The following is a 17,248-nucleotide window of genomic DNA, read 5'->3' as shown; positions in this document are numbered from 1 at the left end:
AATAAAAAACCGTGCCCAGTGCACGGTTTTTTTTGGCTACAGCACGGTTCTGTTAACCACCAGAGCTGTTTATAAGCTTTTTGGTGTAATCGTGAGCTGGCGCAGCAAACACCTCTGTAGTGCTGCCGTAGTCGACGGCCTGGCCCTGATGCAGGACCAGAATGCTGTCACTGATGTGCCGAACCAGCCGCAACTGATTGCTGATTAATAAATAGGCTAGCCCCGAGTTTTGCTGTAGCTCCAGCAGTAAATTGACAATTTGCGCCCGTAAAGTTGGATCAAGTGCGGTTAATGCTTCATCAAGAATAAGTAACTTAGGGTCGAGAATAAGTGCCCGCGCCAACGCTACACGTTGCAGCTGCCCACCAGAAAACATATGAGGATAATACTCAGCATGTTCATCAAGTAAGCCAAGCAGCTTTAATGTCTGAGCGATTTTATAGCGACGTTGCTGCTGATCAAGTACCGTGCTGAAGCTCAATACGTCCTCCAGCATCTGGCCAACTTTTTGCGACGGATTTAGCGAGCGTCCCGCATCCTGAAAAATAAAACGGATAACATGATTGTATTTTCTATAGTGACTGATTTCGACCGGCTGTCCGGCAAGCAAAATCTGACCGCTGTCTGGTTTCTCAATGCCCACAAGCAGTTTCGCCAGCGTGCTTTTTCCTGAGCCGGTTTCCCCGACAATGGCGAGTGTTTTGCCCTCAGCCAGGGTAAAACTAATGTTATCAAGCGCTGTAATATGCTGCTGACTAAACCAGCCCCGTTGTTTTTTATAGCCTTTACTGAGCGCCTGAACTTCGAGTAAGTCACTCATTGGTTACCCTTAGTTGTTAGTGGAAAGTGACAGCTGAAATAGTGGTTTTGCTGACGCTCCAGAGCAGGAGTTTTCACGCATTCTTTTCTGGCATTAGGACAGCGCGGACCCAGCCGGCAACCAATTGGCACGTGCTGTAAGGTCGGAATACTGCCGGGTAAGGCATAAAGTGGCGTTTTCGGTGCTAAGTCAGGCTGAAACTCCGGCACGCTTTTAATCAGGGCGTCGGTATAGGGATGTAATGGTGTATGCAGCACATGATTGGTTTCGCCGGCTTCCACTAACTGGCCGCAATATAAAACACTCAGTTTTTGGGTATACCGTGCGACGCTTTCCAATTCATGGCTGATTAGCAATACGGCCATCCCCTTGAGCTGGTTAAAGCTGGCAAGCAGGCGAAAAAGCTGAGCCTGAGTGGTGCTTTCCAAAGCAGTGGTTGGCTCATCAGCAATCAGCAGTTTCGGGTTTTTGGCAATGGCCATTGCTATCATTACTTTTTGGCAAATGCCTTCAGACAATTGATACGGATAACTTTGTAATACCCGTTGATGATCACGTACCCCGACTTTATGCAGTAAGCCCACCGCTTTTTTACGGCGCAGTTTACTGCGGCGCCACCAGGGACCGTTTAGAAGATGATCTGGAATGGCTTCCTCCAGCTGCTCGCCAATTACTGCGGTAGGGTCGAGACTGCGGCTGGGTTCCTGATAGATCATCGCGATATCGCGGCCAATAATTTGCCGGCGTTGCTCTGGAGACAAACGCAGTAAATCCTGCCCGAGCCAGTGAAAGCGGTCAGCCGTGACCTGCCAGCGACGATTTAGCACACCGACTATAGCTTTAGCTATCAGGCTTTTTCCAGATCCTGATTCGCCAACCAACCCCCGGGTTTCACCTTCACGCAAACTGAGACTCACTCTGTCAACCGCTCTGACAAGTCCATCAGCAGTTTCCAGTTCAATCGTCAGGTTTTTGATATCGAGCAATAACATTTAATTTTGCCGCCTTTTCAAAATTGCGGTTTTTAATCCGTCGCCAACCAGGTTAACGGATAACACGGCAGTTAAAATAAGCAAGCCCGGAATGGCGACGCTGCTGGGTGCCAGATAGATCAAGTCGAGCGAGTCGCTGATCATTGCCCCCCACTCAGATAACGGTGCCTGGGCACCGAAGCCGAGAAAGCCCAACGCCGCGATATCTAAAATGGCAGTAGAAATTGCCATTGTTGCCATAATAGTTAGTTTTTCCCATATATTGGGCAAAATAAGTCTGGTTAAAACGTGCCAGTTGTTCGCTCCATCTAAACGATATGCAATTACGTAATCTTGTTTCAATTCTTCATCAATAGCGTTGCGAATGCCGTGCACAAATTGTGGCAATAGTGCCAGCATAATAGCCCAGGTGGTATTCAATAAACCCGGGCCAATGATTGCGACAATAATAATTGCCAGCAGTAACGATGGAATGGTTAGCGCAAGATCAAGAATATGATTAAAGACGCTGGATTTTACCCCTTTACTCATACCGGCCAACGCGCCAAGCACCAGCCCCATAAGCAAAGCGCCAGCTACCGTAATAAGCGCAAAGCCAAAGGTGTAGCTGGTGCCTTTAATCATTCTGGACAGTAAATCCCGACCCAGATCATCGGTACCGAACGGATATTGCACTAAACCCGCAGCGTTCCAGGATGGTGGTAGCAATAACAAATCGTCGACTTGTAAATAGGGATCATGTGGCGTGAAAAATGGTGCCAGCAGGCTGATGACAAAGAATGAAACGAACAGCACTAAACCGGTCATTGCTGAATGTTGCCGTTTAAATTCTCGCCAGAGTTGTTTAACCGGTGAACGGTTGTTTTCTTCAAGGTATAGCCGGAATTTGCTCATACTAACCCCGCCTGGCCAACGGGTTAAAAAAAGCATGCAAAATTTCTGTCAGCATGTTTACGGTAATAACCATGGTTGAAATGACTAACAACCCGGCCTGAATTGCCGGATAGTTGCGCTGATAGATGCTGTCTATCAGCCAGCGACCAATACCCGGCCAGGAAAAAATAACTTCTGTCAGCATCGCCAGGGTGATCAGGGTGCTGAACTGCAATCCAATCTGCCTTATTACTGGCAGCAGTGCATTACGCAGGCCATGACGATAAAGCACTTGTCCGCGGTTTAAGCCTTTTGCTCTGGCAGTTTTAATGTAGTTTTGCTCCCAGACATTGAGCATCGCATCACGGACAAACCTTACCATCACTGTGGTTGGAAAGGTTGCCAGGACAATGGTTGGCAAAAGCAAATGCAGCATGGCATTGTAAAGGGCCTCACGGCGATAGTTAATGTTCGCTTGCAGAATGTCATACAGCATAAAACCGCTGCTATGAGGGATTTCATACAATACGCCAATCCTGCCCGCAGATGGTAACCATCCTAAGGCCAGAGAGAAAAACATAATAAGCAATAAACCCCACCAGAAGATCGGTAATGAGTAGCCCACCATCGCTATGGCAGATATTGACTTGCCAACTAAACTATCGGGCTTAAACGCCGCCACAATACCCAGTGGAATGCCAACTATGAAAGACAGCAATAACGCATAAGAGGCCAGTTCCAGCGTAGCAGGGAGCAGTAGCTTAATCTCCTGGAGCAAAGGTTGCTGACTGGCGAAAGATAGCCCCCAGTCACCTTGAGCAATTCTGCTTAAAAAAGCCATGTATTGCTGCAGAATATTCTGGTCCAGATGATAATAGCCAATTAGTTGCTGTCGCTGGTTTTCATCAATTTGTCTTAAGCCACTGAGGTTTTGTACCACATCACCAGGAAACAGGTAGCCAAGGCTAAAGGCAAGGATGCTCAACGCCAGCAGAACAAAGGCCATCAGAAACAAACGGCGGAATAAGTAGCGGGTCATGGTTCAACCCTTGTTGCATGTTGCAGAGAAATGCCACCGTAGGGGTTAATGTTTACCCCACTGACAGAGCTGCTGATTGCCTGAAAACGCTGAGAGTGAGCGATGGCCACCAGCGGTTGCTGCTGATGTAAATACTGCTGGGCTGTTAAGTACAATGCACGGCGCTGCTGCTGATTGGCCGTTAACAACGCCTGGCTGATAATGTCATCAAATAATGGGTCGCACCAGTTTGCCCGGTTGCTGCCACTGTCTCTGGCGGCACAACTTAACAGAGGGCGAAAAAAATTATCCGGGTCGGGGTTATCTGCTGCCCAGCCAATAAGCACCGAGTCATGTTCAAAATTACCCAGTTTCTGCCGGAAACTGTTCCACTCATAAGAAATTATATTGGCCTTCACACCAATCTGAGCGAGGTCAGCTTGCATTAACTCGGCCATTTTCAGAGCGTTTGGATTATATAAGCGCTGCACCGGCATTGCCCAGATATCCATGGTAAACCCGTTCGGATAACCTGCTTCAGTCAGCAATGCCTTCGCTTTAGCGGGAGAATACACTGGCGCGGGCAGACCGTCATTATAAGCCCAGGATGTCGGGGGTAAGATACCGTAGGCCGGAGTCGCCTGACCGTAATACACGGCTTGCAGAATGGCCGCTCTGTTAATGGCCATCGCCAGCGCCTGACGTACGGCTAATTGGTCAAAAGGTGGTTTCTGAGTATTAAATGCCCAGAAACCGACATTCAAGCTGGTGCTTTCCTGAACTGTGACATCAGGTCTGGCAGCGATAAGCTCTAATTCTGCAACCCTGGGATAGGAGACGATATCGCATTCGTGGGTGAATAATTTTGCCATGCGCCTGGCATTATTAGGAACAATGTCAAAAACCAGTTGCCCGGGTTTGGTATCACCACGCCAATAGACGTCGTTGCGGTACAATCTGACCAGAATATCTTTCTGATACTCACGAAACCGAAACGGGCCTGTACCAATAGGTAATCGATCAATCTGGGCTGTTTTACCCTCAGCCATCAGTGTCTGGCCATACTCTGCTGACAGGATGGCCGCAAAATCGGTCGTCAGGTTTGACAAAAATGAGCTGTCGGGACGTTGTAATTCAAACACCACGGTACGTTCATCGATTGCCTGTACCCGCTTTACCAGGCTTGCCCAGTCGACACTCTGAAAATAAGGGTAAACGCCACCACCTTCCATGTGAAACGGATGCAACGGGTCGGTGATCCGGTTAAAGGTAAACACAACATCTGTTGCATTAAAGTACCGGCTTGGCGAGAAATAGCGGGTGGTGTGGAAACTGACATCATCACGAAGGGTAAACTGATAACGGGTGCCGTCTGCGCTAACCTGCCAGTTGCTGGCAAGGCCCGGAATAATATCGCCGTTATCAGGATTAATATCGACCAGCCGGTCGTAGAGCTGTTGGCTTACAATGTCGATAGTTGTGCCTGAGGTGACCAGTTGCGGATTAAAACTTTCAGGCGAGCCTTCAGAGCAGTACACCAGACCACTGCGCGCGGCTTCCGGCAACTGCGGCTGACAACCGCTAGCCAGCAGAATGGTAAGCACGATAAAAAAATGCTTCGGATACAGTAAAATATGAGTAGGCAAATTCATCCCTGCTGACTTTCCAGCAACTGATACTTTTTCATATAACCACGTAACTGATGATAGGTCAGGTTTAACAATTCTGCGGTTTTTTTCTGGTTATACTGACTGGCACTAAGTGCATCTTTAATCAACTTGACTTCAAAATCCTGCGACAGGGTTTTAAAGTCGACACCATTACTGAAATCGAAGCTGTTATTGGCGCTGGCAGCCGTGGCTACCGGGTTATTGTTTGCCAATGGCGCCGCGGCGGGCTGTTGTGATTCAGACTCTTTGGTAGCCGTCGCTGAGCGCGCTTTAATACGCTGGGTTGGCCTGTATGCTGACTCGAACGGGTTCAGCTGAATATTATGAACGGGAACGTATGGGTTATTGGTACGATAAACGCTGCGTTCAACCACATTTTTCAATTCACGGACGTTGCCCGGCCAATGATACTCCAGCAAAGCATTTTTGGCTTTTTCACTAAAACCACTGAACAGCTCAAAGCCCAGTTCGCGGGCCATATTCATTGCAAAATGTTCTGCCAGCAACAGAATATCTTCCCGACGCTCGCGCATCGGCGGTAGGGTAATAACGTCAAACGCCAGCCGGTCAAGCAAGTCGGCCCGAAACTCACCGTTGTCAGCCATTGTCGGCAAGTCTTCGTTGGTAGCGCAAACTAAACGCACGTCTACCCGCACTGGCCGGCTGCCGCCAACCCGTTCAAACTCGCCATATTCAATAACCCGCAACAGCTTTTCCTGCACCAGCGCCGGCGTGTTGGCCAGCTCGTCCAGAAACAAGGTTCCACCGTTTGCCCGCTCAAACCGGCCTTCATGCCTTTTACCCGCGCCGGTAAAGGCACCTGCTTCATGGCCGAACAATTCACTTTCCAGCAGGTTTTCATTCAGGGCAGCGCAGTTGAGCGTAAGATACTGTTGGTCCCAACGTTGCGATAAGAAGTGCAGACGGGCGGCGATAAGCTCTTTACCGGTGCCACGCTCGCCGATAATTAATACCGGCTTGTCGAGTGGCGCCAGTTGCGACACCTGATCCAGCACATTCAGAAAACTGTTGGCCTGGCCAATCAGGTTGTCTTGTTGGTATTTTCTGTTCATTGGCAGCTACTAAGTAGTTAATTTGGCTAATAAGTAGTGTATTTCATAAGTGGCGACAGCTAAAGCTTTTGTTTAAAATAAATAAAGTTTTTTAAAATTAGTATGTTGCGGTAATTTTAAAAGTTGGCAAGAAACCTGAATAAGCAATAGCGTAATAACATCAACAGACAGAGGTAACTAAGATGGGTATTTTTTCACGCTTTTCAGATATTGTGAACTCAAACATCAATTCGTTGCTGGATAAAGCTGAAGATCCGGAAAAAATGGTTCGGCTGATTATTCAGGAAATGGAAGATACTTTGGTAGAGGTACGTTCGTCATCGGCTAAAACCATTGCCGAGAAAAAGGATTTACAGCGGGTTGTCAGCAGATTGCAGAACGAATCTGATGACTGGCAGGCTAAAGCAGAGCTGGCACTGAGCAAAGAGCGCGATGATCTGGCGCGCGCAGCATTGATTGAAAAACAGAAAGCTGCCGAGCAGGCAGAAGCACTGCTTCGTGATATTGCTGTACTGGATGAGCACATCAGTAAGTTACAGGATGAAGTATCACAACTGCAGGAAAAGCTGGCCGATGCCAAGGCCCGTCAGAAATCAATGCTGATGCGTCGCACCACAGTTGAAAACCGGCTGGAAGTGAAGAAGTCACTGGATAGCAACCGGATTAACGATGCAATGTATAAGTTCGAGCGTTATGAGCAGAAAATTGATTCGCTGGAAGCGCAGGTTGAGTCTTATGATTTAGGCAAGAAAACCCTGAAAGACGAGTTTGCAGAACTGGCGGCTCAGGATAAAATCGATAACGAACTGGCTGAGTTAAAAGCCAAAGTGACTAAAAAATCCAGTAAAGGAGACGCCTGATTTCAGGCGTTGCAGGAGCAGCTAAATGGATATTCATGAGTTAATTTTTGTGCCACTGATCCTGTTTATGATCTTTGTGGCACCCTTATGGGTAATTATGCATTACCGCAGTAAAAGTAAAATGCAGCAGGGTTTAACGGATGTTGAATTACAGCAGTTAAACAACCTGGCAGCCCGGGCAGAAAAAATGGCCGAGCGCATTCATACTCTTGAAGCGATTTTAGATGCAGAAAGCCCGCAGTGGAGAAACCAGCATGACTAAGCCAAAACGCGAATTACTGCGCGATGATGCCAATGGCAAGCTAGCCGGTGTCTGTGCCGGGGTAGCTGACTATTTTGGCTGGGAACTCTGGTTAGTGCGAATCATTACTGTATCCGCATTCTTTCTCGGGGCAGGTGGCTTTGTCGTCGTGTTGTACATTGCCGCTTGGGTAGTGCTTGAAAAAAAGTCAGTCGTTGCTGCTAAGCGCCCGCTGGGCAGCACGGCACGGGCTGAAGAGCCCGGGGTTGAAGTTAAAACCCGGGTCTGGCAGCGTGGTGAGCCACCTAAACAAGCATTACAGCATTTGGCAAACCGCTATAATAGTCTGGAGTTACGTTTGCAGGATATGGAACGGCACGTTACCTCGAACCGGTTCCAGTTAAACCGGGAATTTAACAACCTATAATCGGAGTATTATGACCTGGCTTGGTAAGCTACAGCATCAAAGTCGTCAGCTTCGCCACCGCGCCCTTGACCGGCACATCCGGCTGGGCGTGACTGGCTTAAGTGGGGCCGGTAAAACGGCCTTTATCACATCACTGGTCCATCAACTTACTCAGGGTGACAGCCCGCAAAATTTGCCTTTTTTTAGTGTGGTGCAGCAGGGACGTTACCTTGGTGGCAGGCTCGCCGCTGAGCAGGCGTTAACCATTCCGCGATTCCCGTTCGAACACAACCTTAGCTTTCTGCAGCAAGACCAACCACGATGGCCACCTTCAACGACCGGCTGGAGTCAGCTTAGTCTTGCACTTCGCTATAAAGCCAGTGAGGGACTGCGTTCGCATTTACAGTCCTACAGTGAACTGGAGCTTGATATTGTCGATTATCCCGGTGAGTGGCTACTGGATTTACCGTTGTTGCAACTTGACTATAAGCAGTGGTGTGAATTCAGCTGGACGCTGTTTGCCAAACCCCATCGCCAGGCGATAGCGGCTGAATTTGAACGCCTGCTCAGCGATATTGACCTGACTGATGCCAGTGAAAGCCAGCTACAAACATTAACCGACGAGTACAAGACGGTATTGCAGCAATTCAGCGCTACCGCCGGCACCTATTTAAATCAGCCTGGCCGGTTGTTAGTGCCGGGTGAGCTGGCCGGGGCACCGATGCTGCAGCTGGTGCCATTGTTACCCAGACAGCTTACCCAAAGCAGTGCGCTGTTATCAAAACTGACCAGTCATTACCAAAGTTATCGCGATTATGTCGTAAAGCCTTTTTATAAACAGCACTTTTCCCAACTGGACCGCCAGGTTGTGCTGGTAGATTGCTTAAGTGCACTAAATGCTGGTGCAGCCGCAACTGCCGAGCTGAGTCAGGCGTTACAACTGATTATGCAAAGCTTTAGTTATGGGCCGTCCAGTTTGTTGCGCCGGCTATTTAAACCGCAAATCAGCAAAGTGTTATTTGCCGCCAGTAAAGCCGATCATGTGACGCCGGAACAACATCAGGCGCTTACCCTGCTGCTGCAAAACCTGTTACGCCAGCCGTTAAAGCAAACAACCTATCAGTTGGTGAAAACGGAAGCGATGGCGTTAGCGGCGTTACGCGCCAGTCAGACCGGCTATATAGACCAAAATGGTCAGAAACAGGTGTGCCTGGCGGGTATCGACAGTGCAACCGGCAATAAAATAAGTCTGTTCCCCGGTGATGTGCCCGCTGATGTACCCGATACCGTGGTCTTTGCCAGCCACAAATTCAGTTATCCGGCGTTTTTACCGTTACCTAAGGCGGCCAGTGCAACCTTACCACACATTCGGATGGACCATGCCCTGCAGTTTTTACTGGGAGATAAATTACGATGAAGCCTTTAAAACCAGCTGAGGTATATACATTAAATGATCATGGTGCGGATCCGGTACAGCCTGTTTTAAAGGCCCGTGCCGAGTATGACGCCGCCGACTGGCAAACCGAACCAGAGTTGGTAAACCAACCGGTGGTAGCAAAACCGGCAGTGGTGAGCAAGCTGATTTGGTTTGCATTGCTCAGTCTGTTGATTCTGGCGTGCTGGCAGTGGGTTGAGGTGATTATTGCCAGCTGGCAACAAAACCTGATAAAGGGAGCTGTTTTCAGTGCGCTCAGTGTTGCTGCACTTGGTGTTATGCTTTGGCTGCTATGGCGGGAGTGGGTGCTTTGGCGGCGGCTTAAGCAGAATAGCCAGTGGCAGCGAAGCGCCCGGCGCATAGCACAAAGTGTGCAATATGGTGAGGCCGATGCCTTGTGTCTGGACATTATTAATCAACTACCGGCCAGTGCTGGCCTTCAGGTTGCTGCCAACAACTGGCATAGTGCAGCTGGGCCTCAGCACAGTGATCATGAGAAATTACAGTTACTGGACAAAATGGTACTGGAACCGCTCGATCAGCAGGCTAAAGCGATAATTTGGCGTGCTGGAACGGATACCAGTCTGGCTGTTGCGGTGATCCCGTTCGCGCTAATCGATATGGCAATGGTGGTTTGGCGCAGCAGCAGGATGGTTCGCCAGCTCGCCGCTTTATATGGTGCGCCGGTAGGGCAGCTACGCAGCCTGATAATGTTGAAGCGGGCGTTAGCAGCAATTCTCTGGGCTGGTGGCAGTGAGTTGGCACTGGATATGGCAGCAGATGTTATGAGCAGTGAATTAACCGCAAAATTGTCAGCACGGGCGGGGCATGGCGTAATTGCCGGCCTGTTAGTGGCAAGGTTGGGTAATATGGCGATGCAACAACTTCGGCCGTTGCCGTTAACCGAAAAGCAGCGAATTAATGTGGCCAGCCTCAGCCAGAGCCTGATTCAGCGCTTTCGCGGACGAAATGCTGCCAGCGAAAGTTGACAAATTAGCTGAAAAAATTCCAACGGCCAGACTGCAAGATGTCTGGCATGCTTCCAAAAATTAAGATTTCTGCTAAACCTGTGCGGGTCTTTCACTACCTTACGCAGTAATCCAATGCAGACTAAACATAATCACCCGCACACCCTGTGTATTCATGCTGGCAAAGAGAAAAACCAACATGGCACCCTTGCTACACCGTTGTATCAGACATCAACCTTTGTATTTGATAACGCCGAGCAGGGCGCTGCCCGTTTTGCAGGTGAGCAGGAAGGTTATATCTATACCAGGCTGGGTAATCCAACTACCCGTGAGCTGGAGCAAAAAATTGCTGCGCTGGAGGGTATGGACGATGCGGCGGCGACCGCAACTGGCATGGGCGCAGTTGCTGCCAGCACCATGGCATTTTTGCAACATGGTGATCACCTGATTGCCAGCAAAGCCATATATGGTTGCAGCTTTGCATTGTTTAATCATATGTTTGCCCGTTATGGTATTGAGGTCAGCTTTGTTGATTTGACTGACCACGCGGCAGTTGCTGCAGCACTTAAACCCAACACTAAGATGCTGTTTGCAGAAACACCAATAAACCCGAATCTGGTGGTGCTTGATCTAGCTTTTTTAGGCCAGTTTTGTCAGCAGCATAAGCTGATTTCAGTGGTCGACAATACCTTTTTGACACCATTGCTGCAGCAGCCGGCAAAATATGGCATTGATATTATCATTCACAGTGCCACCAAATATCTGAATGGCCATGGTGATGTTGTGGCTGGCATTATTGTCGCTAATCAAGAAAAAATTGCCACCATCAAAATGACAACGCTAAAAGATATGGGCGCAACCATCAGCCCGCACGATGCCTGGCTGATAATTCGCGGTTTAAAAACTCTGGCGGTGCGGATGGAACGGCATTGTCAGAATGCCCAACAGGTTGCCGAGTTTTTACACGCGCATCCTGCAGTGAAAGAGGTTTACTATCCTGGCCTGCCCAGTCATCCGGGTTACCGTTTTCTGGGTGAGCAAATGCAAGGAGCTGGCGGCGTGCTGGCATTTGAGCTGAATGCCACCCTGGAACAAAGCCGGTTTTTTATTAATCAATGCCGATTGCTGAGCCTGGCAGTAAGCCTGGGTGATGCCGAGTCGCTTATTCAGCATCCAGCGTCTATGACCCACAGCCCCTATACTCCGGAAGAGCGACAAATGGCTGGTATCAGCGATGGCCTTATCCGGGTGTCGGTAGGCTTAGAACACGTTGCGGATATTATCTCTGATCTGGAACAGGCATTGGAGAAAATGCTACAACAAGGCTGAAGCCTTTGTATGCTGTGGCGTTAAAGACTGTTGTAATCTAAGCTTTACAACAGTCGCTGCAGCTTTACAGCGATTTTATTGTGCACAAGATACACAGTCATAGTCTTATCCTCTAGTATCCGCTCTACCAATAAGGTGGCTTTGGCCGCTAATTTATTTGCAACAGGTTGTATATGAGTAAGACAAGTCAGTATGTATCCAGACAATCAGATGACACCGGCACTATAGCCTGGTCAGCAGAAGAGAATCAGATTTGGCACGAACTGATTACCCGCCAGCTCGGCGTAATTAAAGGTAAAGCGTGCGATGAGTTTCTGGCAGGGCTGGAGAAATTGCAATTGCCTACTGACCGCATTCCGCAACTGGAAGAGGTCAGCAAGGTACTGCGGGCAGAAACAGGTTGGGAATGTGCTGAAGTTCCGGCACTGATCAGTTTTGATAAGTTTTTTGAGTTACTGGCCAATAAGCGCTTCCCGGTGGCTACTTTTATCCGTTCCCGTGAAGAGTTTGATTACTTGCAGGAACCGGATATTTTTCATGAAATTTTTGGCCATTGTGCCATGCTGACCAACCCGGCTTTTGCAGAGTTTACTCATATGTATGGCAAGCTTGGCCTGGCTGCCAGTAAACAGGATCGGGTTTTTCTGGCGCGGTTATATTGGTTTACCATCGAATTTGGTTTGTTAAATACCAAAGACGGTCTGCGAATTTACGGAGGTGGCATTTTATCGTCGCCGGGCGAGACAATGTATGCTCTGGAGTCGGCAAAACCCGAGCGCAAAGCGTTTGATGTGGTCGACATGCTGCGAACACCATACCGGATCGATATTATGCAGCCGATTTATTTTTTACTGAATAATATTGATGATTTATTTGATGTTGCTCATCTGGACATCATGGCACTGGTAGAGCAAGCAAAGGCGCTTGGGCTGCATGCACCACGGTTTGAACCCAAACAAAAACAAGCAAGTTAGGAATTGGAATGACTGAATTAACAACAATGAAATGCGAAGCCTGTAAGGCTGACGCCCCAAAAGTTTCTGATGCGGAACTGCCGGCTCTGATGCGACAGATTCCAGACTGGACGCCGGTTTCACGCGACGGCATTTTACAACTTGAAAGGCTGTATAAATTTAAGAACTTTAAGCAAGCCTGGGCTTTTCACAACAAGGTTGCCCAACTGGCTGAAGATGAAGGCCATCACCCTGCGTTATTGCTGGAATGGGGTAAGCTGACAGTAACCTGGTGGTCGCACTCTATTAAAGGTCTACATAAAAACGATTTTATTTGTGCTGCGAAAACAGACAGTTTACTTGCGGACTAGTTCCGGTTGACTATTTAAGTGTCACTGCTGCGCCAATTATTACCCCACTGATATTGGCGCATATTTCTGTCTGCCCGTTTAGCGTTAACTTTATATTCCACCAGCAATCTGCCGTGCTGAAAACCACTTCTGGCTTATTTGTTCACATATCTTTACAAAATTGCTGGTCTGACTATAGCCTGATACCGTATTATAAGCTAATGAACTGGTATCGGGGTATGTCGCTGTTATGCGTTTAGAAATTCAATGTCAGAACCGCCTGGGGCTGGCCCAGGAAGTATTAAATATTCTGGTCGGTTATCAGCTTGATTTGCGCGGGATAGAAGTGGACCCGTCACTGAACCGGATGTACGTGTCGTTTCCTACGGTTAACTTTGAAAGATTTCAGGAGCTGATGGCTAAAATGCGCCGGATAGCCGGCGTAGAGGACGTGAAAACCACCGCGTTTTTACCGTCTGAACGTGAGCATAATGAACTGACAACCTTACTGAAAACCTTGCCTGATGGCCTGATAGCTATTGATATTAAAGCGAATGTGACAGTGATAAACGATGCTGCACTTGAGGCGTTGTCGGTTGCACAGCAGGATATCCAGGGGCAGTCTTTGCAAGGGATGGTCAAGGGGTTTAATTTTCAACGCTGGCTGGAAAGTGATGAGGTACTGGCGCAAACCCGTCGTTTTGAAATTCACGGTAAACGCTTTATTGCCGACATTCTGCCGGTAATGGTACCTGATGAAACCGGCCATGAGATCCTCGCTGGCGCTGTTATCAATTTAAAATCAGAAAGCCGGTTAGGGCAGCATATGGTGGCCTTCAAAAAAGGCGATCAGGAAAGTTTTAATACCCTGCAGGCTAACAGTAACCTGATGCGTAAAGTGGTGCGTGAAGCGAAAAAAATGGCTCAGCTGGATGCGCCAATTTTAATTATGGGTGAAACCGGTACCGGCAAAGAACTGCTGGCCAGAGCCTGCCATGCAGCAGGTAGCCGGGCGGCCAAACCATTTTTGGCGGTAAATTGTGCGTCGTTGCCTGACAATGTGGCTGAGTCTGAATTATTTGGCTATGGCTCTAACGCCTTTGCCGGAAGTAGCGAAGGCAAAAAGGGTATTTTCGAGCAAGCCAACGGCGGCAGTGTTTTTCTGGATGAAGTAGGCGAGATGTCTACCCAGCTGCAAACAAAGTTAATCCGCTTTTTACAGGACGGCAGCTTTCGGCGGGTGGCAGACGAAAACGAAGTAAAAGTGGATGTCAGGGTTATTTGCACCACGCAGAAAGACTTGCCGGGCATGGTTCAGGAAGGGCGTTTTCGCGAAGACTTATTTTACCGGCTAAATGTCTTAACGCTGACATTACCGCCTTTGCGTGAGCGCAAACAGGACGTTGTGCCACTTGCTGAGTTTTTTATCGCCCGTTTCGCTGCGCGCCTTGGCCGCAAAGCACCTCGCTTAACGGAAAATTGCAGCCAGTTTCTGCAGCAATACCCCTGGCCGGGTAATGTACGCCAGCTGGAAAATGCATTATACCGGGCTGTCACCTTACTGGATGGCTACGAGCTGGAGAAAGATCACCTGCAACTGCCCAGTTACACCAGTGACTTTGGTTACCTGGAGCAGGATTTTGACGGCACCCTGGATGAAGCCGTGAAACGGTTTGAAGCAAACCTGCTGCGCAAACTTTATCCGGCGTATCCAAGCTCACGTCAGCTGGCGAAAAAACTGGGCTTAAGTCATACCGCCGTTGCCAATAAACTGCGAGACTATGGCATAAACCGCAAGACTGTAAAAATATAATTACGGCTTTGTCTTGAATGGTTTACTTGATATCGGCTGGCGGGCTTGTCTGTCGGCCTTTCCGTTCAAGGTATTCAGCAAAGCACCGTTTGTAGTTATTTCTGTACATATTTAGCCGCGAACTAACGCCTGATTACAGCCTGGTCCCCTCTTCCTTTTTTTACTGGTAAGCGCATGATAGCGCCCACATTCGTTGTTCGGAGAACCGTTAAATGGTAACTACTAAAAATACAATTAATCCGTTGGGTACAGATGGTTTTGAGTTTGTGGAATATACCGCTGCCGATGCAGAAGGTATTCAAAAGTTAAAAGACCTGTTTTATTCATTGGGCTTTACTGAAGTCGCTAAGCACCGCTCCAAGCAAGCCTGGTTATACAAGCAAGGCGATATTAACTTTATTATTAATGCTGAACCGAACTCTCAGGCAGAGGAATTCGCCCGAGTGCATGGCCCGTCTGTATGCGCTATGGCGTTTCGGGTAACTGATGCCGCTGCTGCGCTGAAGCATGCATTGGCTAACGGTGCCAAGGAATACAAAAATCAGGTTGGACCGATGGAGCTGAATATTCCTGCCGTATACGGTATTGGTAGCAGCCTGCTTTACTTTGTCGACCGTTATGGCGCAAGCTCGGTATACGACATTGACTTTAAATACTACGATAACTGGCAGGCTGAAATGGCAGACCATAGCGTTGGCCTGGAAGTGCTTGACCATTTAACGCACAACGTGATGCGCGGCAACATGAATCTGTGGGCCGGATTCTATGAGAATATCGGTAACTTCCGTGAGATTCGCTATTTTGATATTGAAGGCAAACTAACCGGTCTGGTATCAAAAGCGATGACCGCACCCTGTGGTAAAATTCGGATCCCGATTAATGAGTCATCAGATGATAAATCGCAGATTGAAGAATTTATCCGCGAATATAAAGGCGAGGGTATTCAGCATATTGCCCTGACGTCAGATAATATTTATGAAACCGTGCGGACATTGCGTAAGCGCGGTATGGAATTTATGCCCACCCCTGATACTTACTATAATAAAGTTGATGAACGGGTTGAGGGACATGAAGAAGATCTGGACCAGATGCGTGAACTGCGGATCCTTATCGACGGCGCACCAATGAAAGATGGCATTCTGCTGCAGATTTTCACCAAAACCGTTATTGGCCCGGTATTCTTCGAAATTATTCAGCGTAAAGGCAACGAGGGCTTCGGCGAGGGCAACTTTAAAGCGTTGTTTGAGTCTATTGAGGAAGATCAAATTCAGCGCGGAGTATTAAGCAATGCGTAAATGGGCATCTTTTCCGTTAAAGGAAGGTGATGTATCACGCCAGGCTCATGCCGATTTTCCACAGCAGGCGATTTATGAGCGGGAGACAGGTCGCAGTGGCTTTTTCGGCCCTGCGACACACTTCCATCATACGCATGCACCAACCGGCTGGAGCGACTGGCAGGGGCCGTTGCGGCCTCATCTGTTTAACTTTAATGAGATTGAACAGAATAAAACCATGTCACCATGGGCGGTACCCTATTTACTGTTTAACAGCCATTGTAAAATGCGCACCTGGCGCCTTACTGACAGTATGAATAAACTGGCACGCAATGCAGACGGTGATGAGCTGTTATTTATTCATGAGGGCAGTGCCGAGCTTTATTGTGACTATGGCCATTTAAGTGTGCGCGATGGTGATTATATCGTGATCCCGCGCTCGACTATGTGGCGGCTGGTACCAAACGAGCCGATGTTTATTTTGCTGATAGAAGCCACTAACGACAGCTATCAGCTGCCGGAAAAGGGCCTGGTAGGTAATCACGCCATTTTTGACCCGGCCATGCTTGACACCCCCAAAATCAATGATGCATTTAAAGCACAGTACAGTGAAGACAGCTGGCAGGTGGAAGTAAAACGCCATGGCCAGGTGTCGGTAATAACGTACCCATACAACCCGCTGGATGCGGTAGGTTGGCATGGTGATTTAGCCGTAATGCGGATCAACTGGCGGGATATCAGGCCATTGATGAGTCATCGTTATCACTTGCCACCGTCAGCCCATACCACCTTTGTCGCGCAGCGTTTTGTGGTGTGTACCTTTGTACCAAGGCCTATTGAAAGTGATCCCGGCGCGTTAAAAGTACCGTTTTATCATAATAATGATGATTACGACGAAGTGCTGTTCTACCACGCCGGAGACTTTTTCAGCCGCGATAATATTGAAAAAGGTATGGTAACTTTCCATCCGGCCGGTTTTACTCATGGCCCCCATCCGAAAGCTTTTGCTGCCGGCCGCGAGTACAAAAAGAAGTTTACCGACGAAGTGGCGGTTATGCTGGATACCCGTGATGCATTGGAAATTGGCGATGCGGCGCTGGCCACTGAAAATCCTGATTATGTAAACAGCTGGAAAACCAGGCCTCAGGACTAAGCGACCAAAACAGGTTTTGT

17 protein-coding genes are annotated in these 17,248 nt (G+C 48.5%); 11 read left to right on the top strand and 6 right to left on the bottom strand.

Annotation, left to right across the window (positions count from 1 at the left end; all coding sequences use genetic code 11):
* Positions 1 to 52 precede the first annotated feature (52 nt).
* The 6 genes from KQY15_RS03035 to pspF are packed head-to-tail and all read right to left on the bottom strand — an operon-like array spanning position 53 to position 6,446.
* On the bottom strand, positions 53 to 820 hold the full coding sequence (locus tag KQY15_RS03035) for an ATP-binding cassette domain-containing protein (RefSeq protein ID WP_217667062.1): 768 nt from the start codon (positions 818 to 820) through the stop codon (positions 53 to 55).
* Positions 817 to 1,812, bottom strand: coding sequence for a peptide ABC transporter ATP-binding protein (locus tag KQY15_RS03030; RefSeq protein ID WP_217667060.1), 996 nt, complete (start codon positions 1,810 to 1,812; stop codon positions 817 to 819). Before KQY15_RS03030 ends, KQY15_RS03035 begins: the two co-directional genes overlap by 4 nt.
* Entirely contained in the window at positions 1,813 to 2,706 is an 894-nt protein-coding gene (locus KQY15_RS03025) for an ABC transporter permease subunit (RefSeq protein ID WP_217667058.1), read from the bottom strand.
* Position 2,707: 1 nt separating this feature from the next.
* Positions 2,708 to 3,724 carry an ABC transporter permease gene (locus KQY15_RS03020; protein ID WP_217667056.1) on the bottom strand — a complete coding sequence of 339 codons (1,017 nt, stop codon included), beginning with the start codon at positions 3,722 to 3,724 and terminating at the stop codon, positions 2,708 to 2,710.
* Positions 3,721 to 5,355: an ABC transporter substrate-binding protein gene (locus KQY15_RS03015; RefSeq protein ID WP_217667055.1), complete on the bottom strand. Its 1,635-nt coding sequence runs from the start codon at positions 5,353 to 5,355 to the stop codon at positions 3,721 to 3,723. The genes KQY15_RS03020 and KQY15_RS03015 overlap by 4 nt, the downstream gene beginning before the upstream one ends.
* Positions 5,352 to 6,446, bottom strand: a complete 1,095-nt coding sequence (pspF, locus tag KQY15_RS03010) for a phage shock protein operon transcriptional activator (protein WP_217667054.1) — start codon at positions 6,444 to 6,446, stop codon at positions 5,352 to 5,354. Before pspF ends, KQY15_RS03015 begins: the two co-directional genes overlap by 4 nt.
* Positions 6,447 to 6,628: 182 nt before the next feature.
* On the opposite strand from pspF, the gene pspA reads away from it, so the two are divergent.
* From pspA to KQY15_RS02955, 11 genes are all read left to right on the top strand, one after another.
* On the top strand, positions 6,629 to 7,306 hold the full coding sequence (gene pspA / locus KQY15_RS03005; protein ID WP_217667053.1) for a phage shock protein PspA: 678 nt from the start codon (positions 6,629 to 6,631) through the stop codon (positions 7,304 to 7,306).
* 25 nt (positions 7,307 to 7,331) lie between these two features.
* Positions 7,332 to 7,568, top strand: coding sequence for an envelope stress response membrane protein PspB (pspB, locus tag KQY15_RS03000; RefSeq protein ID WP_214000201.1), 237 nt, complete (start codon positions 7,332 to 7,334; stop codon positions 7,566 to 7,568).
* Positions 7,561 to 7,974, top strand: a complete 414-nt coding sequence (gene pspC, locus KQY15_RS02995) for an envelope stress response membrane protein PspC (protein WP_217667052.1) — start codon at positions 7,561 to 7,563, stop codon at positions 7,972 to 7,974. Before pspB ends, pspC begins: the two co-directional genes overlap by 8 nt.
* A gap of 10 nt (positions 7,975 to 7,984) precedes the next feature.
* Positions 7,985 to 9,370 carry a YcjX family GTP-binding protein gene (locus KQY15_RS02990; RefSeq protein ID WP_217667051.1) on the top strand — a complete coding sequence of 462 codons (1,386 nt, stop codon included), beginning with the start codon at positions 7,985 to 7,987 and terminating at the stop codon, positions 9,368 to 9,370.
* Positions 9,367 to 10,377, top strand: coding sequence for a TIGR01620 family protein (locus KQY15_RS02985; protein WP_217667050.1), 1,011 nt, complete (start codon positions 9,367 to 9,369; stop codon positions 10,375 to 10,377). Before KQY15_RS02990 ends, KQY15_RS02985 begins: the two co-directional genes overlap by 4 nt.
* A gap of 114 nt (positions 10,378 to 10,491) precedes the next feature.
* The gene (locus KQY15_RS02980; RefSeq protein ID WP_217667049.1) at positions 10,492 to 11,685 is read left to right on the top strand and encodes a trans-sulfuration enzyme family protein; all 1,194 of its coding nucleotides are present in this window, start codon (positions 10,492 to 10,494) and stop codon (positions 11,683 to 11,685) included.
* A 173-nt stretch (positions 11,686 to 11,858) separates the two neighbouring features.
* Positions 11,859 to 12,659 (top strand): phenylalanine 4-monooxygenase, encoded by an 801-nt coding sequence (phhA, locus tag KQY15_RS02975; RefSeq protein WP_217667048.1) that lies wholly within the window; start codon positions 11,859 to 11,861, stop codon positions 12,657 to 12,659.
* Positions 12,660 to 12,667: 8 nt separating this feature from the next.
* Positions 12,668 to 13,009: a 4a-hydroxytetrahydrobiopterin dehydratase gene (locus KQY15_RS02970; RefSeq protein ID WP_217667047.1), complete on the top strand. Its 342-nt coding sequence runs from the start codon at positions 12,668 to 12,670 to the stop codon at positions 13,007 to 13,009.
* A gap of 229 nt (positions 13,010 to 13,238) precedes the next feature.
* A complete protein-coding gene (tyrR, locus tag KQY15_RS02965) occupies positions 13,239 to 14,801 on the top strand; it encodes a transcriptional regulator TyrR (RefSeq protein WP_217667045.1) in 1,563 nt (520 codons plus the stop codon).
* 212 nt (positions 14,802 to 15,013) lie between these two features.
* Complete coding sequence (hppD, locus tag KQY15_RS02960; protein ID WP_217667044.1) at positions 15,014 to 16,096, top strand: 4-hydroxyphenylpyruvate dioxygenase; 1,083 nt, start codon at positions 15,014 to 15,016, stop codon at positions 16,094 to 16,096.
* Entirely contained in the window at positions 16,089 to 17,228 is a 1,140-nt protein-coding gene (locus KQY15_RS02955) for a homogentisate 1,2-dioxygenase (RefSeq protein WP_217667043.1), read from the top strand. The genes hppD and KQY15_RS02955 overlap by 8 nt, the downstream gene beginning before the upstream one ends.
* Positions 17,229 to 17,248: the final 20 nt, after the last annotated feature.

The organism is Arsukibacterium indicum (genome assembly GCF_019100565.1).
Lineage (GTDB): Bacteria > Pseudomonadota > Gammaproteobacteria > Enterobacterales > Alteromonadaceae > Alishewanella > Alishewanella indicum.
This window is presented reverse-complemented; position numbering and strand designations above follow the sequence as displayed.